Below are 21,648 nucleotides of genomic sequence, written 5' to 3'. Positions count from 1 at the left end.
CCGCCAGTCAGCCGTCGGGCGAATATTCGACCTGGTCGATGACCCAAGGTTCTTCCTGCGCCAGTTCGATCCATTCGACCACGTCGGCGCGGTGGAGCACCGCTTCCATATAGGCGCCGGCAAAGGGCGGCACGGGAACGCCATAGGTGACGAAACGGGTCACGACCGGCGCGAACATGATGTCGACCGCGCTCCATTCGCCGAACAGATAATCGCCGCTGCCGCCATGGCGCGCGCGGGCCTGCGCCCACAGGTTGAGGATGCGCACGATGTCGGCCTCAACGTCGGGCGAGAGCGGCACGCTGCCGAAATTCTTGCGGACGTTCATCGGCAATTCGCGGCGCAGGTGCGAGAAGCCTGAATGCATTTCGGCGGCCATTGATCGGGCCATGCCGCGCGCCCATTCGTCGGTCGGCCAGAAGCGGCCGGGTTCGGACCGCTCGGCGCAGAATTCGACGATCGCCATGCTGTCCCACACGACGTCGTCGCCGTTCCACAGCACCGGCACCTTTCCCGATGAAGCGGCGAATTCCTCGCCCTCGCGGCGCTGGTCCCATTCGCTGTCGAACAGCGGCACGACCAGTTCTTCGAATTCGATCCCGGCATGCTTGAGCGCCAGCCAGCCGCGCATCGACCAGCTGGAATAGGCGCGGTTGCCGATGATCAGCTTCACTGCTCGACCGCCTCCAGGATGGCGGTGCGAAGGTCGGCGATGCCCCAGCCTTCCTCGCTCGAGGTCGAAATGATCAGCGGGTGCGCGGCCGGGTGTTTGGCTGCTTCGACGCGGATCTTCTCCAGCGTCTTCTCGAGCTCGGTCGGTTTCACCTTGTCGGCCTTGGTAAGGACGAGGTGGTAGCTGACCGCCGCGTCGTCGAGCATCTTCATGACATCCCGGTCGACATCCTTCAGGCCGTGGCGACTATCGACCAGCACCAGCGCGCGCTTCAGCACCTGACGCCCGCGAAGATAGTCGTTGATCAGGAAGCGCCAGCGCTTGACCATGTCCTTGGGCGCTTCGGCAAAACCATAGCCGGGCATGTCGACCAGCCGGAACACGAGCGGGTCGCGGCCGACGTCGAAATAATTAAGCTCCTGCGTCCGCCCCGGCGTATTCGACGCGCGCGCCAGCTTGTTGCGGTTGGTCAGCGCGTTGATCAGCGACGACTTGCCCACGTTCGAGCGGCCCGCGAAGGCGATTTCCGGCGCGATCGGATCGGGCAGATGCTCAAGCTTCGGGGCCGACTTCAGGAAGTCGATCGGCCCCGCGAATAACTTGCGCGCGCGCTCGGCCAGTTCATGCCCGGCGATGTTGTCCGGCCCGTCGGTCATTTGGCTTTGACCGCGTCGGGCGGGTTCAGCTTGTGATCGTAGCGGTAGTAGAGCCACTTCTGCTGGGCGATGGTGAGGATGTTCGACACCACCCAGTAAAGCTGCAGGCCCGCTGCGAACGGCGCCATGACGAACATCAGGATCCACGGCATGATCCCGAAGATCTGCTGCTGCGCCGGGTCCATCTGCTGCGGGTTCAGCTTGAACTGCATGTACATGGTGATGCCCAGCAGGATCGGCAGGACGCCGATGGCGAGGAACGCCGGCGGCGTGAAGTGCAGCAGGCCGAACAGGTTGACCGGGGTCAGCGGGTCGGGCGCGCTAAGGTCGTGGATCCACAAGGCGAACGGCTGGTGGCGCATTTCCACGCTGACCATCAGCACCTTGTAGAGCGCATAGAAAACGGGGATCTGCAGCAGGATCGGCAGGCAGCCCGACGCCGGGTTGACCTTTTCCTCCTGATACAGCTTCAGCATTTCCTGCTGCAGCCGCGGCTTGTCGTCCTTGTAGCGTTCCTGAATCGCCTTCATTTTCGGTTGCACGCGGCGCATGTCGGCCATCGATCGGAAGCCGCGGTCGGCGATCGGGTACATCAGCGTGCGCACGATGAAGGTCAGGCAGATGATCGCGACGCCGAAGTTGCCGGTCATGTGGAACAGCCACTGCAGTAGGCCGAAGATCGGGCGCATGAACCATTCGAACCAGCCCCAGTCGATCGACTTCGACAGCTTGGTGATGCCCGCGGTCTCGTAGGTGTCGAGCCACTTCTTTTCCTTCGCACCGGCGAACAGGCGGGTTTCGCTGCTGACGGCCTGGCTCGACGCGATGATGGCGTTGGAGCCGGCATAGTCGGCTTGGTAGGCGCCACTGTCGCTCTTGCGCAGGCTCGCTTCGACTGGCGCACCGTTGGCGGGGACGAGCGCAGTCAGCCAATATTTGTCGGTGAAACCGAGCCAGCCGCCCTTGCTGTCCCGGGTGATCCCGGCCTTGTTCTCGTCAAGGGTCTTCCAGTCGACGCTATAGTCGGCCTTGGCGTCCAGATAGGAAATCGGGCCGACGTGGTTGGTCCAACTAGACGTGTCCTTGCTCTTGTCGGCGCGGCTGATGAGGCCGTAGCTGCGCACCGCGACGGCACCGCTGCCGCTATTTGCGACGCGCTGTTTGACGGTGAACAGATATCCTTCGTCGACCGACACGATCAGCTGGAAGGTCTGGCCGGTCGCGTTCGACCAGCTGAGCGTGACGGGGCTGGATGGCGTGAGGGTCGGCGCGCTGGCGGTCCAGACGCTGTTGGCATCGGGCGTGGCGACGCCCTGTCCGGTCCATCCGAACTGCGCGAAATAGCTGTCGGCGGCGCCGGCCGGCGACAGCAGTCGCACCGGGTCGGAATTCTTGTCGGCGGTGACGCGCTGCTTGACCAGCAGCAAATCGTCGAACCGCGCGCCCTTGAGATCGATAGAGCCCTTCAGGCTTGGCGTGTCGATAGCGACGCGCCGGCCCGCGGCCAGCACCGTCTTCACATCCTGCAGCTTGGGCGCTGGAGCAGCGGCAGGGGCGGGCGCTGCGTCGACCGTGGGCGCCTCGGCGGTCTTGGCGACCGGTGGTTTGGGCGTGGGGAAGAATTTCTCCGACAGTGCCGACCAGCCGATCAGCACAAGGGCGCTCAGCACGATCGCCAAAATCATGTTGCGATTGTCGTTCACGATGAAATTCGTCCTTCGATTTAAGGAACTGGGTCGGGACCCTGTCCCCCCCAGGGATGGCAACGGAAGATTCGCTTCAGCGCGAGCCAGCCGCCTTTCGCCGCCCCATAGCGGGAAATGGCGGTAATCGCATAGGCCGAACAGCTGGGTTGGAAACGGCAGCTGGGCGGCAATACGCGGCTTGGGCCTTTCTGCCAGGCTTTTGCTATCAGGATCATGGCCCTGGCGATCATGCCGCAACCTTTTTGAGGGCGCGCTTCAGTTCGTCGGCGAGCTTGGCGAAATCGCGCTCGATGCCGCCCGATCGACCGATGATGATATGATCGGCGCCGGCAATGCCATGATCGGGAAGCAGGTCGCGGGCGAGCGCGCGGAAACGGCGTTTCATGCGATTGCGGACGACCGCATTGCCGATCTTCTTGGTGACGGTGAAGCCGACGCGCATCATGTCGTCGCCATCCTCGCGCGGGCGGACGAGCAGCACGAAGCCGGGCATGGGCGCGCGCTTGCCGCGGTTGGCGGCAAGGAAGTCGCTACGCTTCGTGAGGGTAATTAAGCGCTGAGCTTCTTGCGGCCGCGGGCGCGGCGAGCGTTCAGCACCTTGCGACCGCCGACCGTCGCCATGCGCGAGCGGAAGCCGTGACGGCGCTTGCGGACGAGGTTGCTGGGCTGGAAAGTGCGCTTCATGGCTCATGCCTTCAAAAATCGAATGAAAAGGGCCGCCGAAGCGGCCGTCGTTGGGGGCGCCGATACTGTCGAGCGGTGCCAAAGTCAACGCGATTCGGGCGTTTCGAGTGCGGTTTCGGCCAATTTTCGCTCTTTGGCGATGGCTTCGCGGCGTTTGGCGCTCTCGCGACGCAATCCCCAGTCGGCCCAGCGCCCCGCCTTCGGCTGCCAGCGCTTGAAATGGACATAGCGGCGCTTGGCCCACATCGATGTGCGCAGAACCAGCGCCAGACCCGCGGCGAACACGAAGATGCCGCCTGGGCCCGGTATGACACCGGCCAGCGGGGAAGCGATGATCAGCAGGATGCCGACGGCAAACTCCACCGACTGCATCCAGGGCTGTTGTTCGAACGCCCGCCACTGATCGCGACTGATCATGCAAGCGATGTGGTTGCGCCTTGCGGCCCCGGCAAGGCCCGCTTGCGGTTTGTTCGACGAACGGTAAGGTCGGCGGGCCGAAGCTAGGGGGGTGTTTGTTCGTTTGCGTATGGAGTGGCCGCTGATGGTCGCCTGCCTCGCCACTGTGGCCTATCTCGGCCTCGAAGCCCGTCCCGTCGAAGTCCAGGTTCAGCTTGCCGCCGGCCTTCCCGCATTCGTCATCGTCGGCCTGCCCGAAAAGGCGGTGGCGGAGAGCCGCGAGCGGGTGCGGGCGGCGCTCCACGCCATCGGGCTGGCGCTGCCGCCCAAGCGGATCGTCGTCAATCTGTCGCCCGCCGACCTGCCCAAGGAAGGGTCGCATTTCGACTTGCCGATCGCGCTCGGCCTGCTGGCCGCCATTGGCGCGGCGGATGCCGAAAGCCTGGCGCACTATGTGGCCGTGGGAGAGTTGGGGCTGGACGGCCGGATCGCACCCTCGCCGGGCGTGCTGCTGGCGGCGCTGCGTGCCTCGTCGCAAGGCATGGGCCTGATCTGTCCGGCGTCGCAAGGCGCGGAAGCGGCCTGGGCGGGCAATGTGGAGGTTTTAGCCGCGCCGGACCTGCTGGCCCTGCTATCGCATCTGAAGGGCACGCAATTGCTTCGCCCGCCGGAGCCGGGCGAGGCGGAGCCGGCAGTGGGCGGCCCCGATCTCAAGCAGGTGAAGGGGCAGGAGGTCGCCAAGCGCGCGCTGGAGATCGCGGCGGCGGGCGGCCATAATCTGTTGATGAACGGTCCGCCGGGGGCAGGCAAATCGCTGCTGGCGTCGTGCCTGCCGGGGATATTGCCGCCGCTCGAGCCGGCCGAGGCGCTGGAAGTGTCTATGGTTGCCAGCGTCGCGGGCGAACTGGAAGGCGGACGCATGATGCGACGTCGTCCGTTCCGTGCGCCGCACCACAGCGCATCGATGCCGGCACTGGTCGGTGGCGGACTAAAGGTCCGGCCGGGCGAAATCAGCCTCGCGCACCTTGGCGTGCTGTTCCTCGACGAACTGCCCGAATTCCAGCGCGCGGTGCTCGATTCGCTGCGCCAGCCGCTGGAAACGGGGACGGTCAGCGTCGCCCGCGCCAATATGCATGTGACTTTCCCGGCCCGGGTCCAGTTGGTCGCGGCGATGAACCCATGCCGATGCGGACATCTCGGCGATCCGGCGCTGGCCTGCGCCCGGGCGCCTCGCTGTGCTGCAGACTATCAGGCCAAGGTGTCGGGCCCGCTGCTCGACCGGATCGACCTCCATGTTGAAGTGCAGGGCGTTAGCGCCGCCGACCTGACGCTCCCGCCGCCGGCCGAGGACAGCAAGATCGTAGCGGCGCGCGTAGCAGCGGCGCGCGCCATCCAGTCGCACCGCTATCGAGGGCATGGTGTGCGCACCAATGCCGAGGCTGACGGGGAATTGCTGGACGCGGTCGCGACTCCGGATGAGCGGGGTCGAAAGCTGCTGGCCGACGCGGCGGCGGCAATGCGACTGAGCGCACGCGGCTACCACCGCGTGCTCAAGGTCGCACGGACGATCGCCGACTTGGCTGGTAATGAGGAAGTGGGGCGCATCCATGTCGCGGAGGCGCTAAGCTATCGAAGGCAGGCGCCGCGCAACTGATTGCAAGCCGGAGCAAGCTCGGCTAGCAGGCCGTTCGCTCCACAGGCCCCTGTGGCGGAATTGGTAGACGCGCTCGACTCAAAATCGAGTTTCGCAAGAAGTGTCGGTTCGAGTCCGACCGGGGGCACCACATATTCGGGCATTGCGCGCACCTGCCTTCGCAGTCGCTCGATAGACGGCGCGGCGTTAATCTCTTGTTGAATAGAGTGGTTTAAGGCAGTCTCCGCCTCGGTTGGGTCTGAGTTAGGGGGGGATGCCATGCCGCTGTTTCAATCGGCCATGATGACGCTTCGTAAATATTTTGAATTCAACGGCCGCGCGTCGCGCCAGGAATTTTGGTATTTCTTCTTTTTCTGCGTCCTCGCCCAGATGGTCGCGCGGCTGGTCGACAGCCTGCTGTTCGGCTTCGGTGCCATGCCGGGCCCGATCGCCGGCCTGACCGGCCTGCTGCTGTTCATGCCGCAGGTTGCAGTCACCGTCCGCCGGCTCCACGACGTGGGTCGCAGCGGCCGTGAAGCGATTCTTCCGTTCGCACTGCTGTTCGCGATGCCATTTGTCGTAATCTTCGGCGGGTTCATTGGCCGGATCATCCAGCTTGGCTTCGTCGGCGTCACGCTCTTGCTGTTCGCCAACCTGCTCGTCCTGCTCACCAAGCAGGGAAGCAGCATCCCGAACAAATATGGCGCGAGTCCCAAGGCCTTTTCGTTCGCGAAATAATCTCGGGAAACTGCGCATCGACTAGCGCGGCACGGCGGCGATGATACAGTCGCCGCCATGACCGTGCCCGTCGATCACAATCGCGATTCGTCCGCCGACAACCCGCTGGAGATCAAGCGGATACGCCTGCTTGCGTCGCTGACATTGCTCGGCGGCATCGGGCTGGTCATCGCCATGCCGTTTGCGCTGCGCGAAGGCGCCGAATTCTTCCTTCCCGTGACGGCGGCGATGGTGATCGCCATCGCGCTCGTCCCTCTGCTTGAATGGTTCGAGCGGCGCGGCTTGCCGTCGCGACTGGCGGCGCTGCTGTGCGTCATCATCTTCCTCGGCATCGTGGCCTTCGCCATCGCGGCGATCGTCATCCCGGCCATCGACTGGGTCGCGCTAGTCCCGCAGCGTATCAACCGCGTCACCGATGCGCTGGCCCCGGTGCTCGACCTCTATTCCAGCCTTCAGAAGTTCATCGACCGGATCGTCAATCACATCGTCCAAGACATCGACAAGAGCCGGACGGTCAGGGTCGAGACGCCCAATTCGCTGGCCGGGATCATCACCACGTCCGCCCCGCACGCCGCGATCCAACTCTTCTTCTCGCTGCTGGTGATCTATTTCTTCCTCAGCGGCTGGACCGGCATGCGCAAGCGCACCATCACCAGCCGCGGCAGTTTCGAAGGTGCGCTGACGACCGCCAGGGTCATCCAGCAGGTAGTAGATTCCACCTCGACCTACATCGGCACGATCAGCCTCATCAATGTCGCGCTGGGCGCGCTGACGGCGGTGACGGTGTGGGTCTTGGGCATGGATTCGCCGCTGATGTGGGGCGGTATCGTCGCAGTGCTGAACTTCATTCCCTATCTTGGCCCGATCGCATCGGCGTTGCTGCTGGGCATCGGGGGTTTGATGACCTTCGCCGACCCCTGGGCCGCGGTGCTACCGCCCGCGATTTTCATCGGCCTGCACGTCGTCGAGGCGAATGCGATCACGCCGTTCATCGTCGGCAAGCGCTTGACCATCAATCCCCTGCTGATCCTGGTGTCGCTGTCCTTCTGGGCGTGGGTGTGGGGGACGACCGGGGCGTTGCTGGCAGTCCCGCTGCTGATCATCATCAAGCAGATCTTCTCGGCCGCGGGCACGCCCGACATCGCCGGCTTCCTGTTCGAGGATGGAACGCTGACCCATGTCGGCGAGGATGAAGAAAAAGACGACTGAGCGTGTTGACAGGTTGCGGAGGCTCTCCTAGTTGGCCGCCACCGCACAAGAGCGGGTGTAGCTCAGTTGGTTAGAGCGCCGGCCTGTCACGCCGGAGGTCGCGGGTTCGAGCCCCGTCACTCGCGCCATTTTCCACATGCGAAACTGGCATCGGTTTAGGTCGCCGCGCAATCGCTGCCGGCGGCTTTTTTATTGCTTATTTGCTGCCGAATGCCGGTTCGGACGATGTCGACGCGTTGCTGTCGCCAAGCGCGTAACGCAGATTGTCCGACGCGCTGACTTCCTCGACATAGGGCTTGGCCGCTACGGCGACCTTTTCGACCGCAGCGCGCGCCTCGGGCGTGAAGCGAACGCGGACGCGGCCGCCTTCCTTCGTGACGGTAGCGCCGGCTTGCGCCAGCTCGGCAGCGCCGCTGTTGGGCGCCACGATCGGCCGGACGTTGTGCGGTGCGCTGAGGGCTGCCTGGCGCAGCAGGGCAGGGCTTGCCTCACGCCCGCTCCAGCGGTCCGTGAAAGCTGCCGGCTGTCCCCAGCTTCCGGCCCAGCGATAGAAGATGTGCGCGCCTTCGACGTGCGTCTTGACCAAGCTGGAGGCCCAGTAGGGCAAGACATAGTTGGCGTGATAATGGGTGGCGTTGCCGACGGGGGCGTAGACCGAACCGGCCAGTGCCTGCTCGGCAACGCGCCGGGCGCGGTTCCACAATGCCGGGACAGGCGCGCGGCTCATCGATCCGTCGCAGGTGAAGGTGAACTGGCACCCCGTCGATCGGGTCGAGCCTTCATAAACCACGCCGCAAACGCTGTTGGGGAAGGCTGGATGGCGAACGCGGTTCAGGATCACCTGCGCGACGCCGCGCTGCCCGGCCTCGCTTTCCTGCGCGGCTTCATAATAGATGGCGCTGGTCAGGCATTCGATCGCGCGGGCCCGGGTCTCGTCACTGGCGACGCCGAGCGTGAACGGCGCGGCGGGCGACAAATCGACGTTGGCCACGGGAATCGCGGCGTTGAGCTTGACCGCTTCGTCCGGCGCGACGTCGCGCACGATCATCGGCGGCGGCGCCGGGGGGACTTCGGCCTGCGCGACCTGTTCTTCCCCGGCGATGAAGCCGGGAAGCCGCGGGGTCGCGCCGCTGACGCCAGCAAGCGCGGTCATCGCCGCCACGCCGAGCATCGCCGAAATGGCGATCTCGCGCGAAAAGGCGCTCAGCGGCCGCGAGGGCTTCAAGGCGAGGCTCATGCTCATGGGGAAAGGTGAATTGGTGCCCCAATACAGCATTTTCAATGAACCGTCGACGAACGGTTCGTTTCAGTCTGTGAAACGTCCTGTTTCCATCCACTTGAGCACAGGTTTGAGCGGCGCGATCCACACAATCCCGGCCGCCAGGTAGAACAGCGCCTGAAGCAGGATCGGCCAGCTGCCGACGGTGCCGGACAGCGACGCGACAACAATCGCCCAGATCGCGATATACGCAAGGATTCCAAAAATACCGGTTGGCTTGCGCCAGCTCGGCTCGCTCACCGGAACATCTCCAGCCCGGCCGGAGACGCGTAACCGTCGAGGGCGATATCGTGCGATTCGAGCGGGAGATCGAAGTCGATCCGCTGCATTGGCCAGCCGAGACCGATGAAGCGCGAGCCGCGTTCCTTCAGCCGGGCGAGCGCGCGGTCGTAGTGCCCGCCACCCTGTCCAAGCCGTGTTCCGCGTCCGTCGACCGCGATGAGGGGCACAAGGACAAGGTCGGGCGACACCTCGGGATCCATCGGACCCGGCTGGGGAATGCCGTGCGGCCCGACAGCTATCGGCGGGCCGAGGCGGAAACGGAAAATCTTGCCCTCCGGGTCGCTGGAAAAGGCAGGAAAGGCCGTCTTTTCCATGTCGAACTCGGCGCCCAGCGGGTCGATTTCGCTGCCGACCGGAAGATAGGCGCCGACGACCTGCGCCGACTCGAGCAGTGGCTTCAACTGGGCATGGAGCGACCGTTCCATCGTCACGCGTTCGGGCGTCGTTAGCCCCAACAGGAAGGCCTTGCGCGCCTCGCGCATTGCTGCCCGCAGCTCGGGCTTGGACATGGAGGGGGAAAGTGACGGGACCGCCATGGTCGTTTGCCTTAAAGTCCTCTGACGCCGAAAGCATCAGGTGGGGACCATGTACAATGGCCAGGGCCACCGCAGGGACAGCCCCCAAGTGGAGATAATCGCCTCAGGGAAGTTAGCGGCTCGTGCGAGGCAGTACCCGTCACGACCTACTTAGGCGTCCCGCTCGGCTTGCTCAAGGGTATCGGCCAGCGATTCCAACCGTTCCGCCAACCGCTCGGCCTTTTCGACCAGTTCGGGATCAGGTCCGGTCGGCAGCTCGACCTCCTTACCGTCGACCAGCTGGTCGGCAAGCAGCAGCGCTGCGAACAGCAGCTGCCGCGATTCGCTCAGCGTGCCAAGACCGGCCAGCGCCTCGCGGCTTTTCTGGTCGACAAGCACGCCCGCCTTCATCAGATTTTCTTCTTCGCCGTTGCGGCAGGCGACGCGGTAGGGGCGACCGGCGATGGTGAGTTCGACCTCGGCCATCAGACCGCCGCCTCGCGGATGATCTCGTCGAGTTCGGCGAGGGCGTCGGCGACCTTGGCGCGAAGTTCGTCGTCGCGGCCGCCGGCGCTCGGCGCCATCGACCCGCGTTCGACCGACCGCTCGATCCGCATCAGCGCCCGCTCGGCCCGTTCCATCGCATTTTCCAGCACTTTAGGGTCCATCGCTGACAGGATTATTCAAGAAGGGCTGCGTCTGCAAGCACCGCCGAGGTTGACGCGGCACCACCCAGCGACAATAGGCACCAAACCATCGGCACGCCGAGTCCCATGGGGCGGCCGAGCCAATGGGAGATTCCATGCCGACTCAACGCCGACTCGCCAATGCCATTCGCGCCCTGGCGATGGATGCCGTTCAAGCCGCCAATTCCGGTCACCCGGGCATGCCGATGGGCATGGCCGACGCCGCGACCGCGCTGTTCACCAAGCATCTGAAATTTGATCCCGCGGACCCCAAATGGCCCGACCGCGACCGGTTCGTGCTGTCGGCCGGCCATGGATCGATGCTGATCTACGCGCTGCTCAACCTCACCGGTTACGAGCGGCCGACGATGGAAGACATGCGCAACTTCCGCCAGCTGCACAGCCCGTGCGCCGGTCACCCTGAAAGTCAGGAATTGCCCGGCGTCGAAGCGACCACCGGTCCGCTCGGGCAGGGCCTAGCAATGGCCGTGGGCATGGCGATCGCCGAACGCCACCTCAACGCCGTTTACGGCGACGACCTGGTCGATCATCGCACCTATGTCATCGCCGGCGACGGCTGCCTCATGGAAGGCATCAACCACGAAGCCGCCGGGATCGCAGGGCACCTGAAGCTGGGTCGCCTGATTGTGTTGTGGGACGACAACAAGATCACCATCGACGGACCCACCGACCTGTCGCGCAACGAGGATATCCTTGGCCGTTACGAGGCGATGGGCTGGCAGACCTTCGAATGCGACGGGATGGACAGCGCCAAGGTGTCCAAGGTGATCGAAGAGGCGCTGGAGGAAGAGCAGAAGCCCAGCCTGATCCGCTGCCGCACCATCATCGGCTTCGGTGCGCCGAACAAGCAGGGCACATCCGCGACGCACGGCTCGCCGCTCGGTGCCGACGAAGTCGCCGCCGCGCGCAAGGAATTGGGATGGGACCTGCCGCCGTTCGAAATCCCCGAGGACGTTGCCGCCGCCTGGAAGCAGGCCGGCGCCCGCGGCGCGCCCGAGCGGGCGGCCTGGGCCAAGCGACTTGAGGCGAGTGGCAAGAGGGACGAATTCCTCGACCGCACGGCCGGCAAGCTCGACTCCGGCTGGCTGCGGCCGCACCTCGACAAGCTGATCGCGGACAAGCCGACCGTCGCCACCCGCAAGGCATCCGAAATGGCGCTGGACGCGATCAACGCCGCGATCGATGCAACGATCGGCGGATCGGCGGACCTCACCCCGTCCAACAACACGATGACCAAGAACATCAGCGTGCTGGACGGTGCCAATTACGGCGGCCGCTACATCCACTACGGCATCCGCGAATTCGGCATGGTCGCGGCGATGAACGGCATGGCGCTGCATGGCGGCGTGCTGCCCTACGGCGGCACCTTCCTGGTGTTCAGCGACTATGCCCGCAACGCCATCCGCATCGGCAGCCTGGAAAAGGCCAAGGCGGTCTACGTCATGACTCACGATTCGATCGGTCTTGGCGAGGACGGACCGACCCACCAGCCGATCGAGCATCTGCAAAGCCTTCGCGCAATGCCGGGCCTTCATGTCTATCGTCCGGCCGACGCGGTCGAGACGGCGGAATGCTGGGCCGATGCGCTCGATAAAGACGGACCGAGCCTGCTTGCGCTGTCGCGCCAGAACCTGCCCGCGCTCCGCACCGAAGCGGCGGGCGAAAATCTGTCGGCCAAGGGTGGGTATCGCCTCAAGGCGGCGGAGGGGCAGCGCAAGGTCATCCTCATCGCCACCGGTAGCGAAGTCAGCCTGGCGGTAGAGGTTGCCAAGCAGCTCGAAGCCAAGGGCATTGGTGCGGACGTGGTGTCGATGCCCTGCACCGAAGCCTTCGACGCCCAGCCTGCCGCCTACCGTGAAGACGTCCTGCCCGACGTGTCGAACCGCGAGATCCTGCGCGTGTCGATCGAGGCCGGCACGACGTTTGGCTGGGAACGCTACACCGGCCTTCACGGCCTCAAATGCGGCATCGACCGCTTCGGCGCGTCGGCCCCGGCGGAAGCGCTCTACGACTATTTCGGACTCACTGCTGACAAGATCACCGCCAAGGTGCTCGACCATATGAAGGTAAGGGAAATCGCATGACCACCAAGGTTGCCATCAACGGCTTCGGCCGCATCGGACGTCTTGTCGCCCGCGCCATTTTGAGCCGCGACGACCATGACCTGGAGCTGGTCGCGATCAACGACCTGGCCGACGCCAAGGCCAATGCGATGCTGTTCAAGCGCGACAGCGTCCACGGTCCGTTCGCGGGTGACGTCAGCGCTGAGGGCGACGAAATGATCGTCAACGGCAAGCGCATCAAGGTGACCGCCGAACGCGATCCGGCCAAGCTGCCGCACGCCGCCATGGGCGTCGACATCGCGCTGGAATGCACCGGCTTCTTCACCGACAAGGAAGGCGGCCAGAAACATCTCGATGCGGGTGCCAAGCGCGTCCTTATCTCGGCCCCGGCCAAGGGCGCGGACCTGACCGTCGTTTATGGCGTCAACCACGACAAGCTGACCGCCGATCACAAGATCGTGTCGAACGCGTCGTGCACCACCAATTGCCTGGCACCGGTGGCCAAGGTCCTCAACGATGCGATCGGCATCGAGCGCGGCCTGATGACCACCATCCACGCCTACACCAACGACCAGAAGATCCTCGACCAAATCCATTCCGACATGCGCCGCGCGCGCGCGGCGGGGATGTCGATGATCCCGACCACCACCGGCGCGGCCCGCGCGGTGGGCGAAGTGCTGCCCGAACTGAAGGGCAAGCTCGACGGGTCGGCGGTGCGCGTGCCGACCCCGAACGTCAGCCTGGTCGACCTCACCTTCACCCCGGGTCGCGACACGACCAAGGAAGAAGTGAACAAGCTCCTCCATGACGCGGCCAAGGGCGCGCTGAAGGGCGTGCTCGACTACACCGATGAACCGCTCGTTTCGATCGACCTCAACGGCGCGCCGGCCAGCTCCACGGTCGACAGCCTCGAAACCGCGGTGATCGACGGCAAGCTGGTTCGCGTCGTCAGCTGGTACGACAATGAATGGGGTTTCTCGAACCGCATGGTCGATACGGCGGGCGCAATCGCCAAGCTGATCTGATCCGATGGGGCGGCTCATCGGCATTGCGCGTCGCCAGCGGCCCAAGGCGCCGATGGAGACGCTCGAGGTCGGCGAGATCCGCCCCGGGTTCGGGGTCTGCGGTGACTTTCGCGGCGCGCTCAAACAGGGTCGCAACAAGCGCGAAGTCACCGTCATGGCGCTGGAAGACTGGCAGGCCGCCACCAACGAGCTAGGCAAGCCCTGGCTCGACTGGTGGGACCGGCGCGCCAACCTTTTGACCGAGAGCGTGAAGCTGCCCCGGCGCAAAGGGGCGCTGATCCGGATCGAGGGCGGTGCGGTGCTGGAAGTGACCGGCGAAACCGATCCATGCGACCGGATGGAAGCGGTAGCGGAGGGGCTTCGCGCCGCCCTGACGCCCGACTGGCGGGGCGGGGTGACGACCCGGGTTTTGGAAGGCGGGCCGATCAGCATCGGCGTCGCCGTGGAGATTGACGAATGAGTTTCAAGACGCTCGACGACCTGCCTGGCGACCTCAGTGGCAAGCGCGTGCTGGTGCGCGTCGATCTCAACGTGCCGATGGTCGATGGCGCGATCAGCGACGACACGCGCCTGCGCGCTGCCGTGCCGACGATCGTCGATCTGGCGGACAAGGGCGCCAAGGTGCTGCTTCTGTCGCACTTCGGCCGGCCCAAGGGGCAGAAGCGGCCCGATATGTCGACCGCTCTGCTGGTCCAGCCGCTGACCGAACTGACCGGCAAGTCGGTGCGTTTCATCGAAGATTGCGCCGGACCCGAAGCCGAACGCGCGGTGTCGATCATGCTGCCGGGCTCGGTCGGCATCCTGGAAAACACCCGCTTCCATGTCGGCGAGGAAAAGAACGACCCGGCGCTGGCGCGGGGAATGGCGGCGCTCGGCGACTATTATGTCAACGACGCCTTTTCCGCCGCACACCGCGCCCACGCGTCGACCGAAGGCGTGGCCCATCTGCTGCCGAGCTTTGCGGGACGCGCAATGGAAGCCGAGCTGAGGGCGCTCGAAGCCGCGCTGGGCTCGCCCGAGCGGCCGGTGGCGGCCGTCGTCGGCGGGGCCAAGGTCTCGACCAAGCTGGCGGTGCTGGGCCATCTGGTCGGCAAGGTCGACCATCTGATCATCGGCGGCGGCATGGCCAACACCTTCCTTGCCGCGCGCGGGGTCGATGTCGGCAAGTCGCTGTGCGAGAAAGATTTGATCGGCGAAGCCGAAGCCATTTTCGAACGCGCCGACGAAGCGGGCTGCACCATCCACCTCCCCTATGACGTGGTGGTCTCCAGGGAATTCGCGGCCAATCCGCCGAGCCTGCGGACCTGCAACGTCCACGAAGTCGCGGCGGACGAAATGATCCTCGACGTCGGCCCTGCCGCGGTCGAGGCGCTGGCCGATGCGCTCAAGACGTGCCGGACGCTGGTGTGGAACGGTCCGCTCGGCGCCTTCGAAATCCCGCCGTTCGACACGGCCACGGTCGCGCTGGCACGCACGGCGGCGGCGCTGACCCAGGACGGCAGCCTGGTTTCGGTCGCGGGCGGCGGCGATACCGTGTCGGCGCTCAATCATGCCGGCGTGGCCAATGACTTCACCTTTGTGTCGACGGCGGGCGGGGCATTTCTGGAGTGGATGGAAGGCCGCGTGTTGCCGGGGGTCGGGGCGCTCGGCGCCTGACCCCACTCACATCGGCGGTTGCGGCTCCCGGATGACCGGCATCAGCACTTCGTTCAGCTTTTCGATGCTCATGACGCCGGTGCCGGCAAAGCGGACCTGGCCGCGGCGGTCGATGACATAGGTCGTCGGCGCCGCGTCCATCGGTTCCAGCCAGCCGCCGACGGACCGGACGGGGTAGAGGCTGGTCCCGCGCGCCGCGCCGCGGACGATGCCGGGCGCCGTTACGTCAACCGGGGCAAGGAGTGCCACCAGCCCGACGTTCGGCGTCCTTCGCGCATAATAGTCGACCAGTTTCACTTGGTCGTCGCACGCCTTGCAACCTTCCGCCCAATAGGTGACTACCACGACCATTCCCTTGAGGTCGTCGACTGCCAGTTTTTGCCCATTGTCGAGGTTGAAGACATTGCCGGCGGCCGATGCGCCCACGCTCGGCACGGCGGCGTAGGCGGAGCTGGCGATCGCCAGCGCGGCGGACAAGACGAAAGGGCTGAAACGCAGCATCGTAGTTCCTCCCGGTTCGTGGCAAGCTCCGCCAAGCCCACATGATCGTCAAGCAGCAATTGCGCCCCAATGTCCCGCCCGCTAGAGCCGCTTCGCATACGTATGCCGAACCAATTTGCGGGGAATCAGATGGCCTTCGATCATGACCAGATGCGTGCGACCATTGCCAAGGGCGACGGCTTCATCGCCGCGCTCGACCAGTCGGGTGGTTCGACGCCTAAGGCGCTGGCCGGGTACGGCGTCGACGCGAGCGAATATTCGACCGACGAGGAAATGTTCGGCCTCATCCACCAGATGCGCAGCCGCATCATCAAGTCGCCCAGCTTCGCCAGCGGCAAGGTGATCGGCGCGATCCTGTTCGAACGGACGATGGACGGCAGCGTCGACGGCGTGTCGGTCCCGCAGGCGCTGATCGACCGCGGCATCGTGCCGTTCATCAAGATCGACAAGGGCCTGGAAGACGAAGCCAATGGCGTCCAGCTGATGAAGCCGATGCCCGGTCTCGACGCGTTGTTGTCGCGGTCGAAGGCGCTGGGCGTGTTCGGCACCAAGGAACGCTCGGTCATCAATGCCGCCAACCCGGAAGGCATTGCGGCGGCGGTGCGCCAGCAGTTCGAGGTTGCCGAGCAGGTGCTGGCCCATGGCATGGTCCCGATCATCGAGCCGGAAGTGAACATCAAGAGCGCCGACCGCGCGCAGTCTGACGTGATCCTGCGCGACGAAATCCTCAAGGCGCTGGACGATGTGTCGGCGCCGGTGATGCTCAAGCTGTCAATCCCGGCCGAAGCCAATTTGTTCGCACCACTGGTCGATCATCCCAAGGTGCTGAAGGTCGTCGCACTGTCGGGCGGTTTCAGCCGTGCCGAGGCTTGCGCCGAGCTGGCCAAGAACCGCGGCATGATCGCGAGTTTCAGCCGCGCGCTGTTGAGCGACCTGCGCGCGCAGCAGAGCGATGCCGAATTCGACGCGACGCTTGGCGAAGCGATCGACGAGATCGCTGCTGCGTCGGTCGCCGGCTAAAGTCCGCCGCTGAAGGAAAAGGTGAAGCGATAGTCGGCCAGACTGGCCGGCTTACCCGCGACCTTCTGCGGCAGCGCGTCGACCAGCGTGATCTGGCCGTCGGCAACCGGCTGGGGCGCAGATAGCGTCAGGTCTTTGACCTGCTTCCATCGACCGCCGCGGATTTCGGCCCGGACCGTCAGGTGGCCCGCCCAGACGCAGCGCGCATTTATCGGGCATCGGCTGTCCTCGACGAGCGCGACCGGTGTGACTTGCAAGGAGCCCACGGTGGCCGTTTGCTGGAAACCTGCCGTCGGCGTGCCGGTCGGGTTGGGCGTCGGCAGCGTCGCGGCGCAAGCGGCGAGCGCGAAGGCTGGGAGGATCGCAAAGGTCTTCATTGGACGAAGCCTGTCCTTCCGCTAATGAGCGCGGCATGAACGATCCCATGTTCGACGACGCCGACGATCTCAGCGCCTTCTCCCCGCCCGAGCGGCAGCATCCCTGCCAGCTCTATCTCATCAGCCCGCAGGACGTGGGCGGCGCATTTCCCGACAGGCTGAAGGCGGCCGTCGCGGACGGCGGGGTGGCGGCATTCCAGCTCAGGGTGAAGGGCGCCGACAGCCATGAACTCGCGCGCCTTGCCGAACCGCTGCAGCGCATCTGCGCCGATCATGAGGTCGCGTTCATCGTCAATGACAGCGTCAGCATGGCCAAGCGGCTGGATGCCGACGGCGTCCACTTGGGCCAGAAGGACGGCGACCCGCGAGAGGCGCGTGCGATCCTGGGACCGTCGAAGCAGATCGGCGTCACCTGCCACGCCAGCCGTCACCTGGCGATGGAAGCGGGGGAGGCGGGGGCCGACTATGTCGCCTTCGGTGCCTTCTACGATACGCTGACCAAGCCCAGCGAGCATCGTCCGCATCCATCGATCCTGAGCTGGTGGGCCTCATTGTTCGAAATTCCATGCGTCGCCATCGGCGGGATCACGCCCGTTAATGCCGCACCTTTGGTCGCGGCGGGGGCAGACTTCCTCGCGGTGTGCAATGCGGTGTGGGCCACTGACGATCCGGCACGGGCGGTCCGCGAATTTGCCGAGGCCATGGCCGGGTGATCGCCATCTTCGGAACGGCAGGGAAACCAATTCGCCGATCGCCGCGTTCACCCTGACAAATCGAGTCAGGAGGAATGCCCAGTGCCGCGTAACCCGATCGTATCGCTGTTTTCGCTGTCCATCGCCTTGGCAGCAGGCGCTAGCCTGATGTTCGCCAGCGCGCCCACCGACGCGCAGGATGTTTCCGCCAAGCCCGCCGCGACCGATGCCAAGCCGACTGGCGACCAGGGATGGGTACAGCCCGGTATGCCCGGTTCGGAAATCAATGGCGGCGTGTTCCATGCGCAGGTCCTGCTCTCGCGCGCCGGTTTTTCGTCAGGCGTGATCGATGGCAAGGATGGCATGGTCTACAAGGCCGCGCTCCACGGCTTCCAGAAGTCGCGCAACCTGCCGTTGACCGATAAGCTGGATCGACGGACGCTCGATGCCTTGCTGGCTGGGCAGCAGGTGCCTGCGTCGGTGATGGTCAAGCTGACCGCCGACGATATCAGCGGCGATTACGTCTATCCCTTCCCCAAGAAGCCCGAGGCTCAGGCCAAGCTTAAGGCCATGTCCTACCGCAACATGCTGGAAGAGGTGGCGGAGCGGTATCACACGACGCCCCGCACGATCATTGCGCTCAACGGCCCGACCGCGTTGATCGGTATCGGTCAGACACTGCGCCTGCCCAACGTCGTTGCGAGCCGCACCGATTATTCCGGCGACCTGAAGCCCGAATATGCCGCGCTGATGAAGAAGCTGAACATCGATGCGGACCAGCCAATCGGCGATGATATCGTCGTCGACAAGTCGGAGGGCCTCCTGAAGGTGTACAACAAGGACGAGGTCCTGGTGGGACAGTTTCCGGTGACGACCGGTTCAGGTCACGATCCGCTGCCGCTCGGCGATTGGAAGGCGACGACCTACGCCTACCTGCCGCCGTTCCACTACCAGCCGGACCTGTTCTGGGACGTTGACGACAGCAAGGCGGAGCAGAAATTGCCACCGGGCCCCAACGGTCCGGTCGGTGTCGCCTGGCTCGACCTTACCAAGGAGCATTACGGCATCCACGGGACGCCCGAGCCGCAGACGATCGGCCGGTCGGAAAGCCACGGCTGCATTCGCATGACCAATTGGGATGTGCTGCGCCTGTCGCGCATGCTGAAGCCCGGCTTCAAGGCAGAATTCGTCGCCTAAGCTCGCCATGTTTCGCAGTCTTGGCACCATCATCGTCACCGCCGTGCTGGTGAGCGCTTTCTGGATTTTCTACCAGGGCATCACCGGCAGCCGTCGCGACGGCAAGGTGGAGCCGGTGGGCGACAAGGCTATCGTCCAGCCCGCCAGCGCCCCCGCAGTCACGGTAGCGGAAAGCGTGACGGTTGGTCCCGCCGGTCTGGCGATACCGGTCGCGGGCATCAAAGCCGACCAACTGGTCGATACGTTCACCCAGGCGCGTGCCGGCGGTGCGCGCGTCCATGACGCGATCGACATCATGGCCGCCGAAGGCACCCCGGTCGTGGCCGCGGCGCCGGGCACCGTAGAGAAGCTCTATTTTTCCAACGGCGGGGGCGGCGTCAGCGCCTACGTTCGCTCCGACGACGGCCTGTGGACCTACTATTACGCACATCTCCAGCGCTATGCCGACGGGCTGGCCGAGGGGCAGAAGATCGGGCGCGGCGCGCCGGTCGGTTTCGTGGGTCACACCGGCAACGCATCGCCCGACGGGCCGCACCTCCATTTCGCGATCAACCGTATGAACCCGGGCGAAAAATGGTACCAGGGCACGCCGATCAATCCCTATCCGCTGCTTGCGGGAACGCCCGCGACGCGCTAGGGGGCGCGGCGTATCGGACGGGGCGGCCCGTCCCGGCTCTTTTTCATCTCTCAGGCATATAGGCGGATCATCATGAAGATCAGCGGCGTGGACATTCGTCCCGGTAACATCATCGAATATGAAGGCGGCATCTGGCGTGCCGTGAAGATCCAGCACACCCAGCCCGGCAAGGGCGGTGCCTATATGCAGGTCGAGATGAAGAACCTCATCGACGGCCGCAAGACCAACGTCCGCTTCCGCTCGGCCGAAACGGTCGAACGCGTGCGCCTCGACACCAAGGATTTCCAGTTCCTGTTCGCCGACGGGGAGCAGCTGACTTTCATGGACAAGGACACTTACGAGCAGATCACGCTCGACCGCGACCTGCTGGGTGACGCTGCGGCCTTCCTTCAGGACGGCATGGACGTTGTGATGGAATTGTATGACGAGCGCCCGATCAGCGTGCAGCTGCCCGACACGATCGAAGCCACCATCGTCGAAGCCGACGCAGTGGTGAAGGGGCAGACCGCTTCGTCCAGCTACAAGCCGGCCATTCTTGACAATGGCGTGCGCATCATGGTCCCGCCGCACATCGCGAGCGGAACGCGCATCGTCGTCGACGTGTACGAACAGACCTACGTGCGCCGCGCCGACTGATGGTTTCGCACTCCGGCCTCATTACCGTCATGACCCGCGCCGCCCGCAAGGCGGCGCCGCGCCTGCGCCGCGACTTCGGCGAAGTCGAACAGCTGCAGGTGTCGAAGAAGGGTCCGGCCGACTTTGTGTCGATGGCCGACAAGCGCGCCGAGCAGACGGTCATCGAAGAGCTTCGCAACGCGCGCCCCGACTGGGCCATCGTTAGCGAGGAAGCGGGCGTCATCGAGGGCAACCCCGACAAGCCTCGCTGGATCGTCGACCCCTTGGACGGCACCAGTAACTTCCTGCACGGCATCCCTCACTTCGCCATTTCGATCGCGGTCGAGGACAAGAAGCCCAACGGCGACCCGGAAATCACCCACGCGCTGACCTACCAGCCGATCACCGACGAAAGCTTCTGGGCCGAAAAGGGCCGGGGGGCGTGGCTCCATGACCGCCGTTTGCGCGTGTCGGCGCGCCGCCACCTCGACGAGGCGCTGATCGGCACCGGCATGCCCCATTTCGGGCGTGGCAACGTTTCGACCTGGGCACGCATCTATGGTGCGATCGGCCCCGAAGTGTCGGGCGTGCGCCGGATGGGCGCTGCGACCCTCGACTTCGCATGGGTCGCGGCGGGCCGGCTCGACGCCTTCTGGGAAGACGATCTCGACATCTGGGACACGGCCGCTGGCACGCTGCTGGTTCGCGAAGCGGGCGGTTTCGTCAGCGACTATCGCGGACAGGACCGGATGTTTGACCGCCGCGAATATCTTGCCGCCAACAGTGAGCTTCACAGCAAGCTTCACAAGCTGCTCGCCGGGTCGCTGCGCTAAGCGCATTTTGCGAGTCATTTTCACGCCTCTGGCGCTTGCCCAGACTGGGCGGGCGTCCTAGAGGGGCGCGAACCTTTTAGCCCTGTCGGGAGTCCCCCTTTGGCCCAAGTCGCCGCCGGATATCTGCCGATCCTGTTGTTCCTGATGGTCGCACTGGCGCTGTCGGGGGCGTTTGTCGTGCTGCCGATGATCGTCAGCCGCCTTGCCGGAACGCATAAGCCGGATGCCGAAAAACTGAGCGAGTATGAATGCGGTTTCCCCGCGTTCGACGACAGCCGCGCGCAGTTCGACGTCCGCTTCTACCTCGTCGCGATCCTGTTCATCGTCTTCGACCTTGAAGCGGCATTCCTCTATCCCTGGGCGGTCAGCCTGATGGGCACCGGCTGGGCTGGCTGGTCGGCGATGATGCTGTTCCTCGCCGAACTGGGCCTCGGCCTTGCCTATGCGTGGAAGAAGGGGGCGCTGGAATGGGAGTGAGCCCTGTGGATTCCGGCCTAGTGACCCGCGACCCGACCGTCGGCCTGCGCCCCGACGAGGTGCCGTCGCTCGACCTG

The 21,648-nt window shown here is 65.0% G+C and carries 28 protein-coding genes and 2 tRNA genes; 16 read left to right on the top strand and 14 right to left on the bottom strand.

The genetic code is table 11. The features are described from left to right. Nucleotides 1-7 precede the first annotated feature (7 nt). From G570_RS10270 to G570_RS10245, 7 genes are all read right to left on the bottom strand, one after another. On the bottom strand, nt 8-673 hold the full coding sequence (locus G570_RS10270) for a glutathione S-transferase family protein (RefSeq protein WP_037501988.1): 666 nt from the start codon (nt 671-673) through the stop codon (nt 8-10). After that, complete coding sequence (yihA, locus tag G570_RS10265; protein ID WP_051504277.1) at nt 670-1,329, bottom strand: ribosome biogenesis GTP-binding protein YihA/YsxC; 660 nt, start codon at nt 1,327-1,329, stop codon at nt 670-672. The genes G570_RS10270 and yihA overlap by 4 nt, the downstream gene beginning before the upstream one ends. Then, on the bottom strand, nt 1,326-3,032 hold the full coding sequence (gene yidC / locus G570_RS10260; RefSeq protein WP_037501985.1) for a membrane protein insertase YidC: 1,707 nt from the start codon (nt 3,030-3,032) through the stop codon (nt 1,326-1,328). Before yidC ends, yihA begins: the two co-directional genes overlap by 4 nt. A 20-nt stretch (nt 3,033-3,052) precedes the next feature. Next, nucleotides 3,053-3,265 carry a membrane protein insertion efficiency factor YidD gene (yidD, locus tag G570_RS13465; RefSeq protein ID WP_084607665.1) on the bottom strand — a complete coding sequence of 71 codons (213 nt, stop codon included), beginning with the start codon at nt 3,263-3,265 and terminating at the stop codon, nt 3,053-3,055. Then, nucleotides 3,262-3,585, bottom strand: coding sequence for a ribonuclease P protein component (rnpA, locus tag G570_RS10255; RefSeq protein WP_037504085.1), 324 nt, complete (start codon nt 3,583-3,585; stop codon nt 3,262-3,264). Before rnpA ends, yidD begins: the two co-directional genes overlap by 4 nt. After that, nucleotides 3,585-3,719 carry a 50S ribosomal protein L34 gene (gene rpmH / locus G570_RS10250; protein ID WP_037504084.1) on the bottom strand — a complete coding sequence of 45 codons (135 nt, stop codon included), beginning with the start codon at nt 3,717-3,719 and terminating at the stop codon, nt 3,585-3,587. Before rpmH ends, rnpA begins: the two co-directional genes overlap by 1 nt. An 84-nt stretch (nt 3,720-3,803) precedes the next feature. Continuing rightward, on the bottom strand, nt 3,804-4,136 hold the full coding sequence (locus G570_RS10245) for a hypothetical protein (protein WP_245600288.1): 333 nt from the start codon (nt 4,134-4,136) through the stop codon (nt 3,804-3,806). A 124-nt stretch (nt 4,137-4,260) separates the two neighbouring features. Here G570_RS10245 and G570_RS10240 point away from each other — a divergent pair, with 124 nt between their 5' ends. The 5 genes from G570_RS10240 (at nt 4,261) to G570_RS10220 (ending at nt 7,823) form a co-directional block, all read left to right on the top strand. Next, nucleotides 4,261-5,769 (top strand): YifB family Mg chelatase-like AAA ATPase, encoded by a 1,509-nt coding sequence (locus G570_RS10240; protein ID WP_037504082.1) that lies wholly within the window; start codon nt 4,261-4,263, stop codon nt 5,767-5,769. A gap of 45 nt (nt 5,770-5,814) precedes the next feature. Further along, nucleotides 5,815-5,899, top strand: a tRNA-Leu gene (locus G570_RS10235). Between the two features lie 128 nt (nt 5,900-6,027). After that, a complete protein-coding gene (locus tag G570_RS10230; RefSeq protein ID WP_051504274.1) occupies nt 6,028-6,486 on the top strand; it encodes a DUF805 domain-containing protein in 459 nt (152 codons plus the stop codon). A 57-nt stretch (nt 6,487-6,543) separates the two neighbouring features. Then, a complete protein-coding gene (locus G570_RS10225) occupies nt 6,544-7,695 on the top strand; it encodes an AI-2E family transporter (RefSeq protein ID WP_037501982.1) in 1,152 nt (383 codons plus the stop codon). Between the two features lie 51 nt (nt 7,696-7,746). After that, nucleotides 7,747-7,823 (top strand) — tRNA-Asp (locus tag G570_RS10220). Between the two features lie 68 nt (nt 7,824-7,891). On the opposite strand, the gene G570_RS13245 is transcribed toward G570_RS10220, so the two are convergent. The 5 genes from G570_RS13245 to G570_RS10195 form a co-directional block, all read right to left on the bottom strand. Beyond that, on the bottom strand, nt 7,892-8,932 hold the full coding sequence (locus G570_RS13245) for a cell wall hydrolase (protein WP_245600287.1): 1,041 nt from the start codon (nt 8,930-8,932) through the stop codon (nt 7,892-7,894). Between the two features lie 69 nt (nt 8,933-9,001). Further along, nucleotides 9,002-9,214: a DUF2842 domain-containing protein gene (locus tag G570_RS10210; protein ID WP_037501979.1), complete on the bottom strand. Its 213-nt coding sequence runs from the start codon at nt 9,212-9,214 to the stop codon at nt 9,002-9,004. Then, the gene (locus G570_RS13240) at nt 9,211-9,765 is read right to left on the bottom strand and encodes a 5-formyltetrahydrofolate cyclo-ligase (protein ID WP_169731752.1); all 555 of its coding nucleotides are present in this window, start codon (nt 9,763-9,765) and stop codon (nt 9,211-9,213) included. The genes G570_RS10210 and G570_RS13240 overlap by 4 nt, the downstream gene beginning before the upstream one ends. Nucleotides 9,766-9,942: 177 nt before the next feature. Beyond that, nucleotides 9,943-10,257, bottom strand: a complete 315-nt coding sequence (locus G570_RS10200) for a cell division protein ZapA (RefSeq protein ID WP_037501976.1) — start codon at nt 10,255-10,257, stop codon at nt 9,943-9,945. Beyond that, nucleotides 10,257-10,439, bottom strand: a complete 183-nt coding sequence (locus tag G570_RS10195; RefSeq protein ID WP_037501973.1) for a hypothetical protein — start codon at nt 10,437-10,439, stop codon at nt 10,257-10,259. Before G570_RS10195 ends, G570_RS10200 begins: the two co-directional genes overlap by 1 nt. Before the next feature lie 134 nt (nt 10,440-10,573). Here G570_RS10195 and tkt point away from each other — a divergent pair, with 134 nt between their 5' ends. From tkt to G570_RS10175, 4 genes are read left to right on the top strand one after another with little or no spacing between them, the layout of a single operon-like run. Next, on the top strand, nt 10,574-12,562 hold the full coding sequence (tkt, locus tag G570_RS10190) for a transketolase (protein WP_037501970.1): 1,989 nt from the start codon (nt 10,574-10,576) through the stop codon (nt 12,560-12,562). Further along, nucleotides 12,559-13,566, top strand: coding sequence for a type I glyceraldehyde-3-phosphate dehydrogenase (gap, locus tag G570_RS10185; RefSeq protein WP_037501967.1), 1,008 nt, complete (start codon nt 12,559-12,561; stop codon nt 13,564-13,566). Before tkt ends, gap begins: the two co-directional genes overlap by 4 nt. Before the next feature lie 4 nt (nt 13,567-13,570). Beyond that, nucleotides 13,571-14,026, top strand: a complete 456-nt coding sequence (locus G570_RS10180; RefSeq protein WP_037501964.1) for an MOSC domain-containing protein — start codon at nt 13,571-13,573, stop codon at nt 14,024-14,026. Next, on the top strand, nt 14,023-15,222 hold the full coding sequence (locus tag G570_RS10175) for a phosphoglycerate kinase (protein WP_037501961.1): 1,200 nt from the start codon (nt 14,023-14,025) through the stop codon (nt 15,220-15,222). The genes G570_RS10180 and G570_RS10175 overlap by 4 nt, the downstream gene beginning before the upstream one ends. Nucleotides 15,223-15,228: 6 nt before the next feature. Here G570_RS10175 and G570_RS10170 read toward each other — a convergent pair whose 3' ends face one another. Next, nucleotides 15,229-15,723, bottom strand: coding sequence for a TlpA family protein disulfide reductase (locus G570_RS10170; protein WP_037501958.1), 495 nt, complete (start codon nt 15,721-15,723; stop codon nt 15,229-15,231). Nucleotides 15,724-15,873: 150 nt separating this feature from the next. Here G570_RS10170 and G570_RS10165 point away from each other — a divergent pair, with 150 nt between their 5' ends. Then, nucleotides 15,874-16,743, top strand: coding sequence for a fructose bisphosphate aldolase (locus tag G570_RS10165; RefSeq protein WP_245600286.1), 870 nt, complete (start codon nt 15,874-15,876; stop codon nt 16,741-16,743). On the opposite strand, the gene G570_RS10160 is transcribed toward G570_RS10165, so the two are convergent. After that, nucleotides 16,740-17,120 (bottom strand): hypothetical protein, encoded by a 381-nt coding sequence (locus G570_RS10160; protein WP_051504268.1) that lies wholly within the window; start codon nt 17,118-17,120, stop codon nt 16,740-16,742. The two genes, G570_RS10165 and G570_RS10160, sit on opposite strands and share 4 nt — an antisense overlap. Nucleotides 17,121-17,155: 35 nt before the next feature. Here G570_RS10160 and thiE point away from each other — a divergent pair, with 35 nt between their 5' ends. The 6 genes from thiE (at nt 17,156) to ndhC (ending at nt 21,571) form a co-directional block, all read left to right on the top strand. Further along, on the top strand, nt 17,156-17,833 hold the full coding sequence (gene thiE / locus G570_RS10155) for a thiamine phosphate synthase (protein WP_037501955.1): 678 nt from the start codon (nt 17,156-17,158) through the stop codon (nt 17,831-17,833). An 81-nt stretch (nt 17,834-17,914) separates the two neighbouring features. Continuing rightward, a complete protein-coding gene (locus tag G570_RS10150; RefSeq protein ID WP_245600285.1) occupies nt 17,915-19,009 on the top strand; it encodes a L,D-transpeptidase family protein in 1,095 nt (364 codons plus the stop codon). 7 nt (nt 19,010-19,016) lie between these two features. Continuing rightward, a complete protein-coding gene (locus tag G570_RS10145; RefSeq protein WP_051504267.1) occupies nt 19,017-19,646 on the top strand; it encodes a M23 family metallopeptidase in 630 nt (209 codons plus the stop codon). 72 nt (nt 19,647-19,718) lie between these two features. Continuing rightward, nucleotides 19,719-20,282, top strand: a complete 564-nt coding sequence (efp, locus tag G570_RS10140) for an elongation factor P (protein ID WP_037501952.1) — start codon at nt 19,719-19,721, stop codon at nt 20,280-20,282. After that, the gene (locus G570_RS10135; protein ID WP_037501949.1) at nt 20,282-21,094 is read left to right on the top strand and encodes an inositol monophosphatase family protein; all 813 of its coding nucleotides are present in this window, start codon (nt 20,282-20,284) and stop codon (nt 21,092-21,094) included. Before efp ends, G570_RS10135 begins: the two co-directional genes overlap by 1 nt. Before the next feature lie 144 nt (nt 21,095-21,238). After that, complete coding sequence (gene ndhC / locus G570_RS10130; RefSeq protein ID WP_051504572.1) at nt 21,239-21,571, top strand: NADH-quinone oxidoreductase subunit A; 333 nt, start codon at nt 21,239-21,241, stop codon at nt 21,569-21,571. The last annotated feature ends 77 nt before the right edge of the window (nt 21,572-21,648 follow it).

This window comes from Sphingomonas jaspsi DSM 18422 (assembly GCF_000585415.1).
GTDB classification, from domain to species: Bacteria; Pseudomonadota; Alphaproteobacteria; order Sphingomonadales; family Sphingomonadaceae; genus Sphingomicrobium; species Sphingomicrobium jaspsi.
The sequence above is the reverse complement of the archived record's forward strand: the minus strand, read 5'-3'. Positions and strand labels throughout refer to the sequence as shown.